Consider the following 17,206-nt stretch of genomic DNA (forward strand, 5'->3'; position numbering starts at 1 on the left):
GACAACCAAGGAGCCCCCCTTGAAGACACGACACAAGCCCACCGCCGCCCAGCGATACGAGAAGCGCCTGAAGCGCGCCGAGCTCCGTGCCGCCGCCGCCCGGAAGGTCGAGGCGCTCCGCGAGTGGCGCGCAGCCCGCGCCCAGGCCGCCAACGACAAGGCCCGGGAAGCCGCCGCGGCCCGCAACGCCCAGCCCCGCGGCGTCGACCGGGTCCCCGCTCACCTGGACGGCAACCCGCTCCAGCGGAACCCGCGGCCCACCAGCGCGGAGACTCGTCAGCAGCGGCGCCAGGCCGAGCGCCAGGCCGAGCCGAAGCAGCGCGGCGACGAAGTCACCCTCCGCGACCCCACGCCGCACCGGCGTCCCCCGCGCCGCAGGTTCATGCCCGCCGCCGAGGCCCGCTGCCTCGAGCGGGCCCGCAAGCAGTGGCTCGCCGCGCAGGACGGACCGAAGTCGTGACCAGCCGCCCGTTCTTCTCCCCGTGGTGGGACGACGCCATCACCCTGGCTCGCGCGCTCGCCGACCAGACCATGCTGCGGCACAAGGTCACGGCCGTCCGCGACACCGTCGAGGGCGAGGTCGTGATCGTCGGCTGGCTGGTCGACCTCGCGGACGGCGAGCACCGCCGTGCCGCCGCCACGGTGGACGCCGAGTTCTGGGCGATCGTCGGCACCCCGGCTGAGCGCCGGTCTCACCTGGACAAGACGATCGCCGGCGCCTCCTCACCGGAGCCGGCCCCGTGACCGCCACCGCGGTAGAGACCGCGCCGATCACGCGGGCCCGCGCCAGCGAGCTGATCGCGGAGGCGTGCGCGCTGCGTGACGCCGGCATGGCCCAGGCCGAGGAGAACGCCTCGGACTGGGACAAGGCGCTGTACGACCAGGCGATTGGCTGGATGGCGCAGACGGGGCAGCCGTTCTCCGCGAACGACATCCGCGACCTGCTCCCGCCCGACATCAACTGCCGCGGCCTCGCCGGCGGCCGGTTCTCCGCGGCCTACACGCGCCAGGAGATCCGGCCCGTGGGGGAGCGGTCCTCGCTCAAGCCGAACACCCACAACAAGCGGATCAACGTGTGGGTCGGCGCGTGGGTCGACGACACGCAGTCGCCGCCGGTGCCTGCCGGTTCCGTGTCCGGCGACGTCGCCGACGACGACTGCTGCCCGTCCCCGCGGCCGCCGGTACCCCAGACCCGGGACCGCGATGCCCACATCTCCAAGGGAGTCCGCTGATGAGGTTCGATGCCCCCACCCTGGCCCACGCGTGGCTCGCGGTCGCGAACGCCGCCGGCACCGAAAAGCTGTTCCCGCTGACGTTCAAGACGGTCGCGATCGAGGAGTACGACGCCGGCGTCCGGCTCATCGCCACGGACCGCCACACCATGCTCCTGACCGCCTGGGTCCCCGAGCTGCGCGAGTGGGCCAACGAGCCCGAGATCTCCGAGCTCCCCCTGCGCACCGTGGTCGCCGCGGACACCGACGGCCGCGGCCGGTCCATGCTCGGCTACCTGGTCTCGCTCGCGAACCGCTACCCGCCCGAGGAGTACGTCGAGGGCCAGGTCGAGGCCGAGCTGATCTTCGACGTCCGCCTCCCGGCCGGCCAGCAGGGCACCCAGGCGACCCTCGAGGGGATGGAGCCGACGTTCTGCGTCATCGACTCCAAGGACGTCGAGCGGGTCTACCTGCCTGTCGTCGAGGCCGACTACGTGGACTGGCGCCGCGCCCTGGACGCCTTCACCCCCGGCACCACCCGCCGGGTCCTCATCGACCCGTCGGTCGCCGAGCGGCTCGGGAAGGTCGCCAAGCACGCACCCGGCCCCATCCAGTGGACGTTCTCCACCGCCCGCGGCGCCGCCCTGGTCGTGTTCACCAAGAGCGACCCCGAGGTCCGCGGCCTGGTGCTGCCGGTGCCCCCGGAGAACCCTGACGAGCAGGAGTGCTCGACGTGCGCCGAGGGCGGGTTCTGCCTACGCCACGCGGCCGGCGTCATCACCGCCGGCGACGTTCCATCGAACGTCACCAAGCTCCCGACCAGCGTCACGTTCACCAAGGACGACGTCCCGAAGCTCGCCGCGATCGCGGATGCGCTGAAGGGCGGCGACGTCGACCTCTACCGGCAGGCCGCCGAGCTCGTGGTCTCCACGCAGTTCGGGTCCGCGTCGATGCTCCAGCGCAAGCTCCGGGTCGGGTTCGCGAAGGCCGGCGCGATCATGGACGAGCTCGAGGCCCAGGGCATCGTCGGCCCCTCCGACGGCCCCAGGGCTCGCGATGTGCTCGTGCGCCCGGACCAGCTCGAGGAGGTCCTGGACGCGGCGTGGCCACGCCATGACCCCGCCGGGGGCACCTGATGGTCACCGGGCGCACCACCAGGAACCGGCGGACCCGTGGGCGGCTGATCCGCTGCCACGGCTGCCACTTCCCGATCAAGTGGTTCCGGTACGGCGTCCGGGGCGGCTGGCGCAAGTACGAGCCCGCCCCGGTCGACGGCCGCACCCACGCCGGCGCGCCCGCACACCCCGTCGAGGGCATCCGCGCCTGGCCCGTCCGCGACCTGGTCGAGGACCTCATGGTCCGCCGCCGGATCGGGTGGGCCGAGGCCGAGGACGAGGTCTACGCGATGCCCTGGCACGTCCCCCACGTCTGTCCGCCCGCCGGCGCGGCACCGATCACCAACTTCGAGACCCGGAAGGACCCCCAGTGAGCGTCGAGGCGATGGCGGTCGTGCTGCATCACAGCCTGGCCGCAGGGACCGAGAAGGTCGTCATGATCGGCATCGCCAACCACGACGGCGACGGCGGCGCCTACCCCAGCGTCGCGACGCTCGCGAAGTACGCCCGCGTCACCGAGCGCACCGTCCAGCGCGCCATCAACCACCTCCAGCTGCCCAAGGGCGAGCACTGCGCCACGAGCTGCTGCCCCAAGCCCAAGCCCGGCCTCGGGGAGCTCCAGGTCGAGCTCCAGCAGGGCGGCGACCGGGACACACCCGAGCACCTGCGAGCGAACCTCTACAAGATCCTCGTGCGTTGCCCGGACGACTGCGACGGCACGACCCAGCACCGCTCGAAGAGTTATCCACAGGGCCGGGGACGAAAGGCCCGGGACCGGGTGACACAGATGTCACCGGGTGACATAGATGTCACCCCCTCCGGTGACACAGATGTCACCCCACCGGGTGACACAGATGTCACCCAAACCATCCCTACCAACCGTCCCCACAACCGGCCCTCTCCTCGTTCTTCTGCTTCAGTAACTGGTCCGCGCGCGCGAGAGCTCGAGCAGGCCAACCAGCACGCCTCTGCTGCCCGCGCCGAGATCGCACGTCGCCGCCGCGACGCCCAGACCGCCCGGAGCGCGTCGTGAGCCGCCTCGTCGACCGGGCGCTCATCGACGCCGAGTTCGCGACCGCCGCGGTCTACCGCACCGAGATCCACTCGCTGCTCGCCGACCTGCGGATCCTGGCCCCCGACCTGGCGCTCCTGGCCGACACCCGGCAGCGCGGCCAGGGGTTCCTCACCGCGGAAGGCCGCGACGCCCTGGACCGGATGACGACGATCGAGCGCACCGAGCGCCGCTCCCAGCCGCTCCGCCGCGACGACACCGGCCAGCCGATCATCGGCCTGAAGTGGCTCAACCGCACCAGCATCGCCGCCGGCACCGGTGAGATCCCCGCACCCGGGAACTTCCGCGGCATCGCCACCGAGGCCGACCTGGCGTTCGCCCTGCTGGGCCACATCCACCGGATCCGCCGCGTCCTCCTTGCCTCCGGGCACCCCGACCCCGAGCCCGAGCTCCTCGCCGGCGCACGCACCGCGGTCGCGGCCGCGGCCCGGCCGGCCGGGTTCATCGGCCCCATGCCCGCCGTGACCACGATCGTCCCCGCCGACGCCACCGACGAGATCCCGCAGCTCCTGGACCGGCTCGACCGGCTCGTCGACGCCGCACCCTCGGTCACGCTCCTCGCCCCGATCCAACGCGACCTCGAGCAGCTCGCCGACCAGGTCTCGGTCGTCGTCGACGGCAACGACCGATCCCACCGCCCCGACCCGTGCCCGCACTGCGGCAACCACACCCTGATCCGCTACGAGGCCACCCGCCGCCGCCCCCAGCCGTTCATCCGCTGCGAACGCGACCCCCGCTGGACCTCCAAGCACTTCCGCCCCTGCGTCTGCCCCGCCGCGATCTGCCAGTGCAAAACCAACCCCGTCACCTACCGCCACGAGTGGTTCGACAACCCCAAGGACAAGACCCAGCGGCCCGTCTGGGACCTCATCGACCGGATCAAGCTCATCAAGGAGAACACCGTGCTCGAGACCAAGGCCCAGGACGCCGCACGACGCGTCCGGGACCTCCACCAGCGCACCGTCATCTACCAGTGGGCCGAGAACTGCCCCGGCGAGCACTTCGAGCCCGACGAGGCCGAGGCAGCCGAGCGCGGTGTCGAGCAGCAGCTGGTCATCCACCAGCACATCGACGACCCCCAAGGATCCGGCGGCGAAGTGTGCGTCACCTGCGAGCCCGCCGTCATCGCCTGCACCCACTGCACCCACGACACCGACCAGGTCTTCACCGCCTGGCCTTGCGACACCATCCGCGCCCTCGACGACGACCCCAAGGACTCCTGATGAGCAACCTCTTCGACGACCAGCCCAAGACGCCGGCGGCCGCCGACCAGAGCGGCCCGCGGGACGCGATCGCGTTCCTCCTCTGGGTCGTCGAGTTCACCGCCCTCACGATCGCGCCGGCGGTCGTGTACGCCACCTGGCGGTGGTTCCTGTGAGCGAGATCCGCGCCTGGATCACCAGCACCGGATCCGAGGCCCTGACCGCGGGTGAGCTCAAGGCCTACCTCGAGCACGTTCCCGACGCGGCGTCGATGTGCGACGGATCCGACGCCGCTCTCACCTCGGTCGAAGCCGTCTGGGAGGTGAGCAGCGAATGAGGAACCTCCTCGCCTGGCTCGCCGACCTCGTCCTCGGCCCCGCCTGCCCGATCGGCTGCGGCTACCGCGCCCGCGGCTGGCGAACCCTGGCCTGGCACTGCGACTACGACCACCCAGGCGAGGCCACCCGATGACGGCCCCGACGTTCGTGTGTCCGTCCACCACCGGACCCGGGTCCTGCATGAACACCAGCCCGCACACGGCGCCTCGCGACTGCGTCCACCACTCCACCTCCGGTATCCCCGACCGCCACGACAAGCCCGGAAGAGGCGACCACGAATGACCACCACGACCACCAGGCCGCTCCAGGCCCAGGAGAACGCCGCCCGGTTCGCATCACGCGCCGACACCACCGAGACCGCGGTACGACACGACACCGTCCGCACGGCCCTCGCCCTGCTCCGCGGCACCCGAGACACCGTCGGCGCCCACCTGATCCTCACCCACGGCGTCGAACGCCAGGCCCGCATCGCCGGCCTCGGCTCCCTGCACCTGCCGATCCTCGGCGACTGAACACCCACCCACCCGGAAGGAAGCCCCTCCTCATGACCACCACCAACGCGATCGAGCCCGGCACCACCGTCCACGTCCCACCCGGGACCCTGTTGCTCGAGCGGAACATCCGCGACGCCCAGCCCGACCCCGACCTCGTCGCCTCCGTCCGCGCCGTCGGCGTCCTCCAGCCCATCACCGCTCGCGTCGCCCAGGACGGACGCCTCGTCGTCCGCATGGGCTTCCGCCGCACCCTCGCCGCGATCGAGGCCGGCCGCGACAGCGTCCCCGTCTACGTCGCCGGCCACGTCGACGACACCGACGCCGACGAGATCGACCGGATCATCACCCAGCGCGACGAGAACACCCACCGCGCCGGCCTCACCGCCGGCGAAGAGATCGGCGTCGTCGAGCAGCTGGCCGCGTTCGGCCTCTCCGCCGACGAGATCGCCGCCCAGGCGCGCATGGCCAAGGACAAGGTCGAGACCGCCACCCGGGTCTCCGGATCCAAGCTCGCCCGGAAGGCCGCCGCGAAGTACGAGGCCCTCACCCTCGACCAGGCAGCCGTCGTCGCCGAGTTCGAGGACGACACCGAAACCGCGAAGACCCTCATCGTCACCGCGATCGAGCAGCCCGGCCAGTTCGCCCACACCGTGCAGCGCGCCCGCGACGAGCGTCTGATCGACCGCCTCAGCGCCGCGCTGATCGCCGACCTCGAACAGGCCGGCGTCCCCGTGGTCAAGCACCCCAACTACGACGACAAGACCAAGCCCCTGGACCGGCTCCGCAACGACAAGGGCAAGGAGATCACCGCGGCCGCGCACAAGACGTGCCCCGGCCACGTCGCCTGGCTCACCACCAGCTGGAAGTGGGTCGACGCCGACGGCAACCCCTGTCAGGGCAACGAGCGGCCTCCTGGCTCCCGGAACCTCCAGGTCCCCAGGGTCGTGTACGGCTGCAAGGACCCCAAGAAGCACGGTCACACCGACTCATGGGCGAGCAGCAGCGGCAGCCGCCCCGCCGCCGACGACATGACCCCCGAGCAGCGCGAGAAGGCCCGCAAGGAACGCGCACTGGTCATCGAGAACAACAAAGCCTGGGACTCCGCCGAAGCGGTGCGCCGCGACTGGATCGGCAGCTCGCTCGCCAAGCTGAAGACGCCACCCAGGGGGACCGGGGCGTTCATCGCCCGCACCCTCTCCGAGGACCGCTACGTCCTCACCCACGAGGGCAACCAGACGTCCCGCGAGCAGCTGTGCACCACATGGGGCCTCCCGATGAAGGCACACGGCTACGGCCACCGCGTCGAGATCCCGAAGGGCACCACTGAGAACCGAGCACTCGTGATCGCGCTCGTCCAGATCATCGCAGCCCACGAGGCCTCCACGGACCGCATGTCCTGGCGGCGCGACGGCACCAAGAACCGCCACGGCTACTACCTGCGGTTCCTCCAGTCCGCCGGCTACGGCCTCTCCGACGTCGAGAAGTACGCCATCTCGAGCAAGACCGCGTGAAGGGACCCACCGCCGTGACTCACCAGCAACCCGACTACGTCGACGCCACGTTCTATGCCGTCGTCGAGCCGATCTGGGGCCGCCGCCGCGACAGCAGCGGACGCCCAGTCCTTGACGGCGCCAAGGTCGAGCGGATCACCAAGAACCGGCCTCAGCAGATCCGCGGGGACGCGGTCGTCACTCGGCTCACGGTCCGGGTCGACGCCGCTGCGCTGCTGCCGCTCCAGCCCGAAGCCGTCATCCACATCACCCCGACGGACGTCGACGTGATCCACGTCGCGGCCCAGCACCCGGACGGCGAAGATGCCTGACGCGCCGCTCACCACCGAGAAAGCGCAACTCGTCTGGATGCGCTCCGGCGACCGCGAGGGCAACGCGGCGATCTTCGACGGGCACGGTCACACGGCCGAGCACGTCGCGCTGCTGGCGGATCCCGTGATCGGCTCGGGTCCCTACGACGTACACGAGGTGTGGATGCACTACACGCCACGGGTCAAGTGGTGTGAGCGCATCGACGGGTGGGGGTGCGAGAGCAACGGCGAATGGCACGGCCACTGGTCGGAGACGCAGCGCAACCCGTTCCACCCCGAGTCGGGCGCGGTGTCTGTGGTCTTTCCGTCCGGAGGGGAGCGCTCATGACCACCGAGAATGTGCGGGTCTTCGCGGCCACCCGATCGAAAGGGCCGTGCGCTCACACCTGGGTCGAGGGGTCCAAGGTGTGCTCGATATGCGGCGCGGCCCTGACGTTCGAGGATGACTCGGATGGCCTGATTGACGACCTGATCGAAGCCCTGGAGCAGCGGCTCGGCGAGGTTGCCTATGACGGCCTTCGGGCGGTCATCGACCACGTTCCCGAGGCCGAGCGACGCGCGCACCTCATGGAGGCCAGGAAGCGGGTCCTGCGAGACCTCGGACTCGGTGTCATCAGTTCGACCGGAGCGCAGTCATGAGCGGCGTCCAGGTGGGCAGCCGGGTCGAGCAGTTGGAGAGGCTGCTCGCCCGTGTGGAGCAGGAGCTGGCCGCGGAGCGGCTCAAGTTGCGCACCGACGCGGTCGACACGCGTGGAGGCATCCGCACCCACACGGCCGCACCGGCCTCCCGGATCGTGGCCGCGCAACGGCGCGCGAACGAGCCGGTCCCGCTCTGCTCCCGCGTCATCAAGGTCTGGGCGCACGAGCAAGGCCTGATCGAGTACGTCCCCCGCGGCAGGGTGCGTCCGGAGCTCGTCGAGGCCTACGAGAAGGCCCACGGCATCAAGGTCACCATCGAGGCCGCGCGTTGACCGACCGGACCTACACCACCGAGGAGGCCGCACAGGTCCTCGGTGTGCCGGCCGACCTGATCTCGACGTGGCGACACCGCAAGCGCGTCACCCCGGCCGGCCTGGTCCCCGGCCGGGGACGCGGCGGCCTGGTCCCGACGTACCGCCTTGAGGACCTCAGACCGCTCGCCGATGCCCGGGCAGCCCGGCTAGCACGACGCGCCGACAGAGCCGATTCCGGCGGTTAGCGGACAGGAGTAGGTCCGATGATGCAAGATATTGCCAGCGGGAGATCTGTCTCCTCACGAACCCTGAGCCGCATCAGCGCTCGGGGTTCTGTCGTTCTACCCCGTGACCGGAGGGGCTTCCGGCTCGCGGGGTTGGACTGTCTGGTGGTCCGGCGTCGAACGGTGGCCACGTCCCCGGTGCGGATCCACGTGGTGCTCGCGTCGTCAGCAGCCCCGGGACCGGTCAAGACTCGGGCGTGGCATCCGCCGACGCCGGACCACCAGCAGGAGCAACGGTGACCGGTCGTCGCGTGTATCGGTACGCCGGCCGCGACTGGCCGGACCCCCGAAACACCAGGGCATGGCGGACGCTGCGCGACCAGGTCGTGCTCGAGGAGCCGACGTGCCAGCTGCGCATCGCGGGGATCTGCACCATCGTGTCGACCACCGCGGACCACATCGTCCCCGTGGTCCAGCGTCCCGACCTGGCCATGACGCGGACCAACCTCCGCGGCGCGTGCCGCGCATGCAACGACGCCCGCCGCGACCTACCCGACGGGACGCTCGTCACCGACCGCGACCATCGGCCGCCCGCGCTCGACCTGTTCGGCTGAAAAATCTGACGGTCGCAACTCGCCGGAGTGCAAGCTCTCCCCTCTTCTCTCCCCGAGAGGTCGATGTCACGCTAAGGAGCCGCGGTGCAGAAGGCTTGCGCGCAGTGTGGCGAGGCGTTCGAGGCCCGGCGGTCGACCGCGAAGTACTGCGGTGACCGTTGCCGGCAGCAGGCGCGGCGCCGGGCCAAGCCCGAAGACGTCGACCCTCGGCTACCGCGGATCGTCGACCTCACCACCAAGGAGCTCCGCCGGATCGGGAAGCTCGACACCGTGCTCGGCCAGCAGGCGCTCACCCTCGCGCACCGGATGTGCTCGACGAAGGACACGGCCTCGTCGATCGCCGCAGCGTCGCGCGAGCTCGACCGCCTGATGCTGCGACTCGCCGTTGGCGCCGCGAAGCAAGAGGACCAGCTCGCGTCCGCGAGGAGGCGCCGTGACGAGAAGAGGCGCGCGGCGGCCGAAGCTCGCCAAGCGTAAGAACCCGGCGGCCTGGTGCCACGAGGTCGAGTACGTCTACACGCTGGGCCCGGAGGTCGCCGACGTGACCGCGGAAGCCGGTCTGATCCCGGACGGGAACCAGCAGTGGATCCTCGACCAGACCTTCGGCGTCGACGCGCTCGGCCGGCCGGCCGCGTTCGAGATCGACCTGGTCGGGCCGCGGCAGAACATCAAGACGTCCTCCATCATCATGATGGAGATCGGGTGGATGTACGTCACCGAGGAACCGTTCATCCTCCACACCGCGCACGAGCTCGACGCCACCGAAGAGGCGTTCATCGACCTTCGCGAGCGGCTGCTCGACACCCCGCTCCTGCGGGCCGAGCTCAACCCGGCGAAGGGTGACCGCGACACCCCGGGCATCTACACCGGCAACGGGTCCTGGGAGATCTGGCTCCTCAACGGCACCCGGTTGAAGTACAAGGCGCGCGGCAAGGACTCCGGTCGAGCGCTCGCCGCGGACAAGCTGGTGCTCGACGAGGGGTTCGCGCTGCAGAACTCCCAGGTCGGATCGCTCTACCCGATCCTCACCACCATCCCCGACGCCCAGGTCGTGGTCGCCTCATCGGCAGGGAAGCTCTACTCCCAGGTCCTGCGCGACCACCGGCACCGCGGCCGCAACGGGCTGACCGCGCGCCAGTTCTACGCCGAATGGGGCGACCGGCAGCCGTGGATCGGCTGCAAGTCCCGGCACTGCCGGCACGCCAAGGACGCGGTCGGGTGTGCGCTCGACGACGAGAAGCGGTGGGCGGAGATCATGCCCGCCTGGGGCCTGCGCGTGTTCCCCGAGACCATCCGCAACATGAGGCAGGCGATGCCGCCGATGGAGTTCGCTCGCGAGTTCATGGTCTGGTGGGAGGACCCGCCGAACGTCGAGACGTCCGGGGTCATCGACCTCAACCAGTGGGCGAGGCTCAAGGACGCCACCGCGCCGGCACCCGACCAGGTCGTGCTCACCCTCGAGGTCGCACCTGACCGGTCGACCGCGACGATCGCCGCGGCGGGCGCGGGGCCGGACGGCAAGACGCTGGTCATCACCACGACCAAGCCCGGCACCTCCTGGATCGTCGCCGCGCTCGTCGGGCTGTACGGGAAGCGCAACGTCCTCGGAAAGGTCGGGCTCCGGCCGAACACCCCGGCCGGTGGCCTGGTCGCGGACATGACGAAGGCCGGGATCGGCCACGAGCCCATCAACTCCGTGAAGGCCGGCCAGGCATGCGCTGCGTTCATCAAGGCCGTCGAGGAGAAGACGCTCGTGCACGTCGGCCAGGAGGAGCTCGACGCCGCGATCCCCGGCGCGACCACGCACCTCACGAAGAGCAACGCGGAGGTCTGGGACGACGAGGTCGGCACCCCAGTCGTCGCCGCGTCGACGGCCGCCTACCAGTGGATGACCACGGCAAAGCCGCCGCCGCCCGCACCGGTCGGCATCTCCGAGGGGGGCGATGTCGACCGCACCGCCCTGAGCCGTGACCTGCTCGACGCCCCCGACTGGAACAACATCCCGCTCTGACACAAGGAGGACGCCCCGTGGTCGATGCTCCTCCTGCACCCCCGCAGACGACCCCGGTCCCGCAGCGCGAGCTCGGCATCGGGAACACCGGCGCACCCTCGGCCGACTGGTGGGACTCCCTCACTCTCGAGAAGGTCCCCGAACTCCGGTGGCCATTCGCGTACCAGGTGTACGACGACATGCTCACCAGCCCGAACGTCTCGGGCGTGTTCTCCGCTGTCGTCCAAACGATCCTCGGCACCGGGTGGCGTCTCGACGGCACAGGCGTCGACCCCGAGATCACGCGGCACTGCGCGCGCGACCTCGGTGTCCCGATCGTCGGTGTCAGTGACGAGGACGACGACACCAGCTCGCCCTTTGAGGACAAGTTCTCCTGGGACGACCACGCCCCGATCGCCGTCGACGAGTACCTCCGCTACGGCCACTCGATCTTCGAGCAGAAGGCCATCGGTGGCCCCGACGGTCCGGACGGGCTCTGGCACCTGGGAAAGCTCGGCTGGCGCTCCGGGCGCACCATCTCCCGGTTCAACATTGCCGACGATGGCGGACTGATCTCGCTCGAGCAGACCCCCACGAGCCGCCTCCTCAGCACGACCGCCAGGAACAAGCCGCGGTCGCTGCCTGTGTCCCGGATCGTCGTCTACGTCCGCAACCGCCGCGGCGGGAACTGGCGAGGCGAGTCCCTCCTCCGCCCGGGCTACGGCCCATGGATGATGTCCAGCCGCGCGCAGCGCCTGGAGCTCATCCTCGGTGAGCGCGCCGGCGCCCCGATCGTCGTCTACGAAGCCGCCGACGGTGAGACCGACCTGTCCAAGGGAAAGGCGATCGCCACGTCGGTGCGCGTGGGCCGCGAGGCCGGAGTCGCGATCCCGAACGGTGCCAAGCTCACGCTCCAGGGTGTGGAGGGCACTCTCCCCGATCTCGACAAGACGATCCGGCGCCACGACGAGCGGATCGCCGGGTCGATGCTCGCGAACTTCCTCAACCTCGGATCACAGTCCGGGACCGGGTCCTACGCCCTCGGGTCGACGTTCTTCAACGCCTTTCTCCTCGCCCTGCAGAAGACCGCGAAGGACATCGCCCGCACCGCCAGCCGGCACGTCGTCGCCGACCTCGTGCGGTGGAACTGGCCCGGCGAGCGGGCCCCGCGCCTGGTCTTCGACGAGATCGGCGCACGCCGCGACGCGCTGGTCCAGGCCCTCGCCGCCCTCGTCCAGGCCGGCGTGCTGACCGCCGACAAGGACCTCGAGGAGTTCGTCCGCGCCGCCATCGGCATCCCCGCGAAGCAGACCGGCCGACCCGCGGCCCGCCAGGAGGAATCGTGACCAAGCCCGCCACCGTGCTCGCCCCCAAGTACCGGACCCCCGCTCAGCTGCGCGCCGACGCCGCCATGCTCGCCGGCACCCGGTCCCGCGTCGCCCTGGCCGCGGCCGGCGACGACGCTCCGGAGCCCGAGACCGGGACCGTCGCGGAGCTCTGGCTCTACGGCGTCGTCGGTGGCTGGTGGCGCGGCTTCGACGCCGAGTCGGTGTCCCGGGCGCTGCGCGAGATCGACGCCGACGTGATCTACGTGCGGATCCACTCCCCGGGCGGCGTCGCCTACGACGGGGTCGCCATCAGCAACCTGCTGCGCAACCACCGCGCGAAGATCGTCGTCGTCGTCGACGGCCTCGCCGCCTCAGCCGCATCGGTGATCGCGATCGCCGGCGACGAGATCGTGATGTGCCCGGGCTCCCAGATGATGCTCCACGACGCGTCCACCGGCATGTACGGCAACGAGGCTGAGCTGCACCGCGCCGCCGTGTGGATCGGTGGCCAGAGCCGCAACTACGCCGGCGTCTACGCGGGCAAGGCCGGCGGCACCCCCGAGCAGTGGCGCGAGGTCATGCTCGCCAACGACGGCTGGGGCACCTGGTACACCGCAGAGGAGGCCGTCGCCGCGGGCCTTGCCGACAGCGTCGGGAACCGGATCGCCATCGGCAGCCCCCCGGTCGCACCTGAGGACGAGTTCGACGAGCTCGACGAGGAGATGCTCGCCCGCGCGGCGCACGACCTCCAGATCCTCGAGCAGAACGTCCACCCCGCCGCCCGTGCCGCATGGCAGGGCGAGCGCCCCAAGCCCCCGACTGCATCCGCGGGCGGGTCCGTCACCACCGAAGGAGGTCCTGCCGTGGCTTTCAGCGACGAGCAGCTCACCACCATGCGGGACAAGCTCGAGCTCCCCGCGGACGCGGACGAGGCGGCCATCGTCGCCGCGGTCGCCGCAGTCGTCGAGGAGAACCTCGAGGAGCGTCCCGCCAGCCCCACGGCCGCCGTCACCCCCGGTGACGTCGTCGTTCCCGAGGTCCGCCTCCGGGACCTCGAGGCCGCGGCCGCGGCCGGCGTCGCCGCAGCGAAGAAGCTGCACGACATGGAGCGCGACGCGTTCCTCGACGCGAACAAGACGAAGTTCCCGGCCACGTCCCGCGCGGACTGGGCCACGCGCTTCGACAAGGACCCCGAGGGCACGCGCGAGCTGCTGTCGGCCGCCGCCGACCTGGTCCCCACCGGCGAGCACGGTCACGGCGACGCGCCCGACGGCACCGAGGGCCCCACCTCGCTCGCCGAGATCCGTGAGGACCCCACCTACAAGAACTGGGAGATCTGACATGGGTGCCATCCCGCAGGTCCGGCAGACCGGACCCAAGTCCTACCCTGCCCTCGAGGCCATCACTGGTGGCCAGCTCGTCGAGGGCCGCGCCACCGGCACCGGTGGCGCCGGCGTTGCCGCGGCCGGCTCGGCCAAGGTCCTTGGCGTCGCCCTGAACGACGCCGTCGCGACCCTGGTCACCGACCCGGTCAACGGCGTCCTCGACACCGCCCCGACCGGCACGCGGGTCAACGTCGCCAAGAGCGTCGAGGTGCCCGTCACCTACGCCGCGGCCGCTGCGTTCGGCGACAAGCTCGTCGCCGCCGCGAACGGCCACGTCACGCCCGCGGGAGCGACTCCCGACGCCCGGACCATCGTGGGCGAGTGCACCGAGGTCGGGGGCGTCGCCGCCGCCGACACGGTCGCTCTGGCCTGGATCTACTGAGGGAGCACGAGATGACCCAGCTCACCCTCGATGGTGGTCGCAAGATCACCGTCGACGACATCCGCCGGAACCCGCTGTTCCTGCCGGCGCGCATCCTCGAGCTGCTCGACGGGCAGTTCATCGACGACATCATCCTGCGCTACGAGGGCGACGCCTCGACCGTCGCGTTCGAGGAGGGCGCCTCGGTGTTCCTCGACGGGGAGGTCTCCGAGCTCATCGAGTTCGAGGAGATCCCGGTCCTGGGCACCCAGCGCGGTCTCCCGCGGCTCGCGGTCGCCACCAAGAAGGGCGCCGGCGTCCGGATCTCCGAGGACATGAAGCGCGAGAACAACATCGCTGCCGTCAACCGGCAGATCACCGCGCTGACCAACAGCATGATCCGCGCGCGCTTCGTCGCCATGCGGGAGCTCCTGCTGAACCCGGCGATCCCGGCGATCCCGGCCTCGGCCGCGTGGGACACCGCCAGCGGTCGCCCGCGCCGGGACTTCGCCGCCGCCGCCGAGGTCATCGCCTCCGCCGGCGACGACACCGCCGGCACCACCTACGGCTACGAGGCCGACACCACGGTCGTGCCCGGCAGCCTCACCCCCGTCCTGCTCGACAACGAGGACTTCCTCAAGGTGTACGGCGGCAACATCGCCGGCGAGAACATCGCCTACACCGGGAAGCTCCCCCAGGACGTGATGGGGATGCTCGGTCTCAAGGCGCGGTTCTGGCCGCAGGACCGGGTCCTGGTGCTCAAGCGGAAGACCGTCGGGTTCTACACCGACCCGCGGCCGCTCGAGGTCACGCCGCTCTACCCGGAGGGCAACGGCCCGAACGGCGGCCCCACCGAGTCGCACCGGTCCGACGCGACGATGAAGCGCGCCTCGGGCATCGACGAGCCGCTCGCCGCGTGCTGGATCACCGGGGTGGTGACGCCCTGATGGACCTCAACGACGTCAAGGCCGGCAAGTACCAGCTGGTCGCGCCCCGCTGGGACCAGATCACCTCCAAGCCCGGCGAGCCCCTGGAGTTCATCCGGCACCGCCGCGGCGCGATCGTCGAACTCAACACAGAGGACGCCAAGCGCCTCGTCGGGGCCGGCGCCGTGGTCAAGCCCGGCCAGCTCGAGAAGACCAAGGCCGAGCAGGCCCGGGCCATCGCCGAGCGTGCCGCCGCGGAGTACCAGGCGATCCTCGCCGGCCTGCCCGAGGACGTGCGCGCCGACGTCGCCCCGACGACCGTCGCCAAGGACGAGGGCCCGAAGCCGGGCTCGATCGAGGCGATCCTCGCCGAGGTCGGAGACGACGCAGACAAGGCGACGGCCGCGCTCGAGGCCGAGGTCGGCGAGGGCGGCAAGAACCGCGCCGGCCTCGTCAAGAAGCTGCAGGGAGTCATCGAGCGCAGCCAGGGCTCCTGATGGCTCACGTCGTCAACGACTCCCTGGTCGCGTTCGTACGGCTGGCCACCGGCGGGACGGTGAAGCTCCACGCGGGTGACACCGTCCCGGCCGAGGCCGACCCCGCCCACGTCGCCGGGCTCGTCGAGCGCGGCGTCCTGACCGAGGTCAAGGAGCCGAAGGGCAGCCGCGGCAGCGGCGGCGCGGGCAGCTCTGGCGACCAGTCCTGACCGGGGAGAGGAGCAGCGCATGGCGCTCGAAGGCCTCGCGGCCGACGTGGACGTTCAGCAGGTCCACGCGCTGCTCCTCGCCCGTCAGCCCGCGATCCTCGACCCCGCGAGCGAGGAGTACGCGCTCTTCGAGTCCGAGGTCAAGGGCATCACGACCGAGGTCGTCGCGGTCACCGGCGCCGAGCCGCCAGCCGGCGCGTACCGCGACCTCGCCGTGCGGACGATCGAGATCGGCGTGGCCGCGCAGATCGAGTACGCCCTGTTCCCCGAGCAGCAGCTCGGCGACGGCAGCCGCGGCGCGATTCTCCAGGCGCGCTACGAACGGCTCCTGGCCCAGCTCGGCGCGTCGAGCAGCGCCGGCGGCGACGTGCCCACGACGCCCGTCCCGCAGGGCGACTTCCCACCCGCCTGCCCCGACCCACTCGGGTTCTGGCCCTGCTACCCGAACTACTACACACCCGGGTACACCACCTGATGCTCGAGATCGAAGTCGAGGACCGTGCCGCGCTCCGGCTCCTCGACAACATCGGTGACCGCCTCGAGCACCCCGACGGGCTGCTCGGCGCGCTGGTCGAGGAGATGCACGACTACGAGCGCGACGTCTTCGCCACCAGCGGCCACGGCGCCTGGCCGGCGCTGAGCCCGAACACGCTTCGGCAGAAGAGCGGCGGCCAGGTCCTCGTAGACAGCGGCGACCTGCTCCACGACCTGACCAGCAGCAAGGACCTCCTCGGCGACGAAGCGTCCGTCACCACCGACGCCGACCACGCCAGGTTCCACCGGTACGGCACCAGCCGGATGCCGCGCCGCGACCCCACCCCGACCCCGCCGTCCCACGTCGTCGAGGAGTGGGCCCGCACCGCGCTCGACTACATCACGGACGGCCGGCTGTGACGTTCCGGCTGGTCACCGCCGACGACGTCTGCACGGGCGCCGAGACCGTGCTGGTCGCGGCCCTGCCGGTGCTGATCGAGGCACTCGGGCTCGACGAGCCGGCCGACACCAAGCCGTTCGTCATGCCGACGACCTGGTCGCAGGTCCCCACCCTGGAGGCGCTCCAGTCCGCCCGGTTCCCCGCCGCGGCAGTCACCACGACCGGCACCGTCGGTGACACCAGGGAGTCGAGCACCGGCGTCGACGCCGAGTGGCTGGTGCGCGTCGGCATGTTCGACCGCGGCGCCGACTACAACGACACCGCGCACCGGATCCGCACTTGGGCGGCGCTCATCCGCGCCGGCCTGCTGCGCCACCGCACCCTCGGCGGGATCGCCTCCGGTCTCCGGCTCGCCGGCGAGTCCTACAGGAACCTCCCGCAGACCAGCGCCGCGCGCACACTCGGCGGCTGCACCGTCGACGTGCGAGTGAAGGTCCGCAACATCGCCGACCTCGCCGACCTCACGGCGCCGGTGGTGAAGTCCACCGACTCCGCTCTGACCGTCAACTGAACAACTCCGCTACCCGCACC

27 protein-coding genes and 1 pseudogene are annotated in these 17,206 nt (G+C 71.1%); all 28 read left to right on the forward strand.

Annotation, left to right across the window (positions count from 1 at the left end; translation table 11 throughout):
- The first annotated feature begins 19 nt into the window (after positions 1-19).
- Positions 20-460: a hypothetical protein gene (locus QMC84_RS16605; RefSeq protein WP_300376585.1), complete on the forward strand. Its 441-nt coding sequence runs from the start codon at positions 20-22 to the stop codon at positions 458-460.
- The gene (locus QMC84_RS16610) at positions 457-744 is read left to right on the forward strand and encodes a hypothetical protein (RefSeq protein ID WP_300376587.1); all 288 of its coding nucleotides are present in this window, start codon (positions 457-459) and stop codon (positions 742-744) included. The genes QMC84_RS16605 and QMC84_RS16610 overlap by 4 nt, the downstream gene beginning before the upstream one ends.
- A complete protein-coding gene (locus QMC84_RS16615) occupies positions 741-1,232 on the forward strand; it encodes a hypothetical protein (RefSeq protein ID WP_300376589.1) in 492 nt (163 codons plus the stop codon). Before QMC84_RS16610 ends, QMC84_RS16615 begins: the two co-directional genes overlap by 4 nt.
- Positions 1,233-2,092: 860 nt before the next feature.
- A pseudogene (locus tag QMC84_RS16620) lies at positions 2,093-2,347 on the forward strand (DNA translocase FtsK); the annotation flags it as partial.
- Complete coding sequence (locus QMC84_RS16625) at positions 2,347-2,700, forward strand: hypothetical protein (protein WP_300376590.1); 354 nt, start codon at positions 2,347-2,349, stop codon at positions 2,698-2,700. The pseudogene QMC84_RS16620 and the gene QMC84_RS16625, both read left to right, overlap by 1 nt.
- Entirely contained in the window at positions 2,697-3,359 is a 663-nt protein-coding gene (locus QMC84_RS16630; protein WP_300376592.1) for a helix-turn-helix domain-containing protein, read from the forward strand. The genes QMC84_RS16625 and QMC84_RS16630 overlap by 4 nt, the downstream gene beginning before the upstream one ends.
- Positions 3,356-4,621, forward strand: coding sequence for a hypothetical protein (locus tag QMC84_RS16635; protein WP_300376594.1), 1,266 nt, complete (start codon positions 3,356-3,358; stop codon positions 4,619-4,621). Before QMC84_RS16630 ends, QMC84_RS16635 begins: the two co-directional genes overlap by 4 nt.
- Entirely contained in the window at positions 4,621-4,776 is a 156-nt protein-coding gene (locus tag QMC84_RS16640) for a hypothetical protein (RefSeq protein WP_300376596.1), read from the forward strand. Before QMC84_RS16635 ends, QMC84_RS16640 begins: the two co-directional genes overlap by 1 nt.
- A complete protein-coding gene (locus tag QMC84_RS16645) occupies positions 4,773-4,937 on the forward strand; it encodes a hypothetical protein (protein ID WP_300376598.1) in 165 nt (54 codons plus the stop codon). Before QMC84_RS16640 ends, QMC84_RS16645 begins: the two co-directional genes overlap by 4 nt.
- Positions 4,934-5,071: a hypothetical protein gene (locus QMC84_RS16650; RefSeq protein ID WP_300376600.1), complete on the forward strand. Its 138-nt coding sequence runs from the start codon at positions 4,934-4,936 to the stop codon at positions 5,069-5,071. Before QMC84_RS16645 ends, QMC84_RS16650 begins: the two co-directional genes overlap by 4 nt.
- Before the next feature lie 145 nt (positions 5,072-5,216).
- Positions 5,217-5,450 (forward strand): hypothetical protein, encoded by a 234-nt coding sequence (locus tag QMC84_RS16655; RefSeq protein WP_300376602.1) that lies wholly within the window; start codon positions 5,217-5,219, stop codon positions 5,448-5,450.
- A 32-nt stretch (positions 5,451-5,482) separates the two neighbouring features.
- Entirely contained in the window at positions 5,483-6,943 is a 1,461-nt protein-coding gene (locus QMC84_RS16660) for a ParB N-terminal domain-containing protein (protein WP_300376604.1), read from the forward strand.
- Positions 6,940-7,254, forward strand: a complete 315-nt coding sequence (locus QMC84_RS16665) for a hypothetical protein (RefSeq protein ID WP_300376606.1) — start codon at positions 6,940-6,942, stop codon at positions 7,252-7,254. The genes QMC84_RS16660 and QMC84_RS16665 overlap by 4 nt, the downstream gene beginning before the upstream one ends.
- Positions 7,247-7,582, forward strand: a complete 336-nt coding sequence (locus tag QMC84_RS16670; RefSeq protein WP_300376608.1) for a hypothetical protein — start codon at positions 7,247-7,249, stop codon at positions 7,580-7,582. The genes QMC84_RS16665 and QMC84_RS16670 overlap by 8 nt, the downstream gene beginning before the upstream one ends.
- A complete protein-coding gene (locus tag QMC84_RS16675) occupies positions 7,579-7,893 on the forward strand; it encodes a hypothetical protein (RefSeq protein WP_300376610.1) in 315 nt (104 codons plus the stop codon). Before QMC84_RS16670 ends, QMC84_RS16675 begins: the two co-directional genes overlap by 4 nt.
- Positions 7,890-8,225, forward strand: coding sequence for a hypothetical protein (locus QMC84_RS16680; protein ID WP_300376612.1), 336 nt, complete (start codon positions 7,890-7,892; stop codon positions 8,223-8,225). Before QMC84_RS16675 ends, QMC84_RS16680 begins: the two co-directional genes overlap by 4 nt.
- 502 nt (positions 8,226-8,727) lie before the next feature.
- Positions 8,728-9,045 (forward strand): HNH endonuclease, encoded by a 318-nt coding sequence (locus tag QMC84_RS16685; protein WP_300376613.1) that lies wholly within the window; start codon positions 8,728-8,730, stop codon positions 9,043-9,045.
- Between the two features lie 84 nt (positions 9,046-9,129).
- Complete coding sequence (locus tag QMC84_RS16690) at positions 9,130-9,522, forward strand: hypothetical protein (RefSeq protein WP_300376615.1); 393 nt, start codon at positions 9,130-9,132, stop codon at positions 9,520-9,522.
- On the forward strand, positions 9,479-11,056 hold the full coding sequence (locus tag QMC84_RS16695) for a hypothetical protein (RefSeq protein WP_300376617.1): 1,578 nt from the start codon (positions 9,479-9,481) through the stop codon (positions 11,054-11,056). Before QMC84_RS16690 ends, QMC84_RS16695 begins: the two co-directional genes overlap by 44 nt.
- A 17-nt stretch (positions 11,057-11,073) precedes the next feature.
- The gene (locus tag QMC84_RS16700) at positions 11,074-12,381 is read left to right on the forward strand and encodes a hypothetical protein (RefSeq protein WP_300376619.1); all 1,308 of its coding nucleotides are present in this window, start codon (positions 11,074-11,076) and stop codon (positions 12,379-12,381) included.
- Positions 12,378-13,703, forward strand: a complete 1,326-nt coding sequence (locus QMC84_RS16705) for a head maturation protease, ClpP-related (protein WP_300376621.1) — start codon at positions 12,378-12,380, stop codon at positions 13,701-13,703. The genes QMC84_RS16700 and QMC84_RS16705 overlap by 4 nt, the downstream gene beginning before the upstream one ends.
- A gap of 1 nt (position 13,704) precedes the next feature.
- Entirely contained in the window at positions 13,705-14,130 is a 426-nt protein-coding gene (locus tag QMC84_RS16710; protein ID WP_300376622.1) for a hypothetical protein, read from the forward strand.
- A gap of 11 nt (positions 14,131-14,141) precedes the next feature.
- A complete protein-coding gene (locus tag QMC84_RS16715; RefSeq protein ID WP_300376624.1) occupies positions 14,142-15,056 on the forward strand; it encodes a hypothetical protein in 915 nt (304 codons plus the stop codon).
- Positions 15,026-15,532 carry a hypothetical protein gene (locus QMC84_RS16720; RefSeq protein WP_300376626.1) on the forward strand — a complete coding sequence of 169 codons (507 nt, stop codon included), beginning with the start codon at positions 15,026-15,028 and terminating at the stop codon, positions 15,530-15,532. The genes QMC84_RS16715 and QMC84_RS16720 overlap by 31 nt, the downstream gene beginning before the upstream one ends.
- A complete protein-coding gene (locus tag QMC84_RS16725) occupies positions 15,532-15,741 on the forward strand; it encodes a hypothetical protein (protein WP_300376628.1) in 210 nt (69 codons plus the stop codon). The genes QMC84_RS16720 and QMC84_RS16725 overlap by 1 nt, the downstream gene beginning before the upstream one ends.
- A gap of 19 nt (positions 15,742-15,760) precedes the next feature.
- Complete coding sequence (locus tag QMC84_RS16730) at positions 15,761-16,216, forward strand: hypothetical protein (RefSeq protein ID WP_300376630.1); 456 nt, start codon at positions 15,761-15,763, stop codon at positions 16,214-16,216.
- On the forward strand, positions 16,216-16,635 hold the full coding sequence (locus QMC84_RS16735) for a hypothetical protein (protein WP_300376632.1): 420 nt from the start codon (positions 16,216-16,218) through the stop codon (positions 16,633-16,635). The genes QMC84_RS16730 and QMC84_RS16735 overlap by 1 nt, the downstream gene beginning before the upstream one ends.
- Positions 16,632-17,186 (forward strand): hypothetical protein, encoded by a 555-nt coding sequence (locus QMC84_RS16740; RefSeq protein ID WP_300376634.1) that lies wholly within the window; start codon positions 16,632-16,634, stop codon positions 17,184-17,186. Before QMC84_RS16735 ends, QMC84_RS16740 begins: the two co-directional genes overlap by 4 nt.
- Positions 17,187-17,206 lie beyond the last annotated feature (20 nt).

The organism is Nocardioides sp., from assembly GCF_030019515.1.
In the GTDB taxonomy this organism is placed as follows: domain Bacteria; phylum Actinomycetota; class Actinomycetes; order Propionibacteriales; family Nocardioidaceae; genus Nocardioides.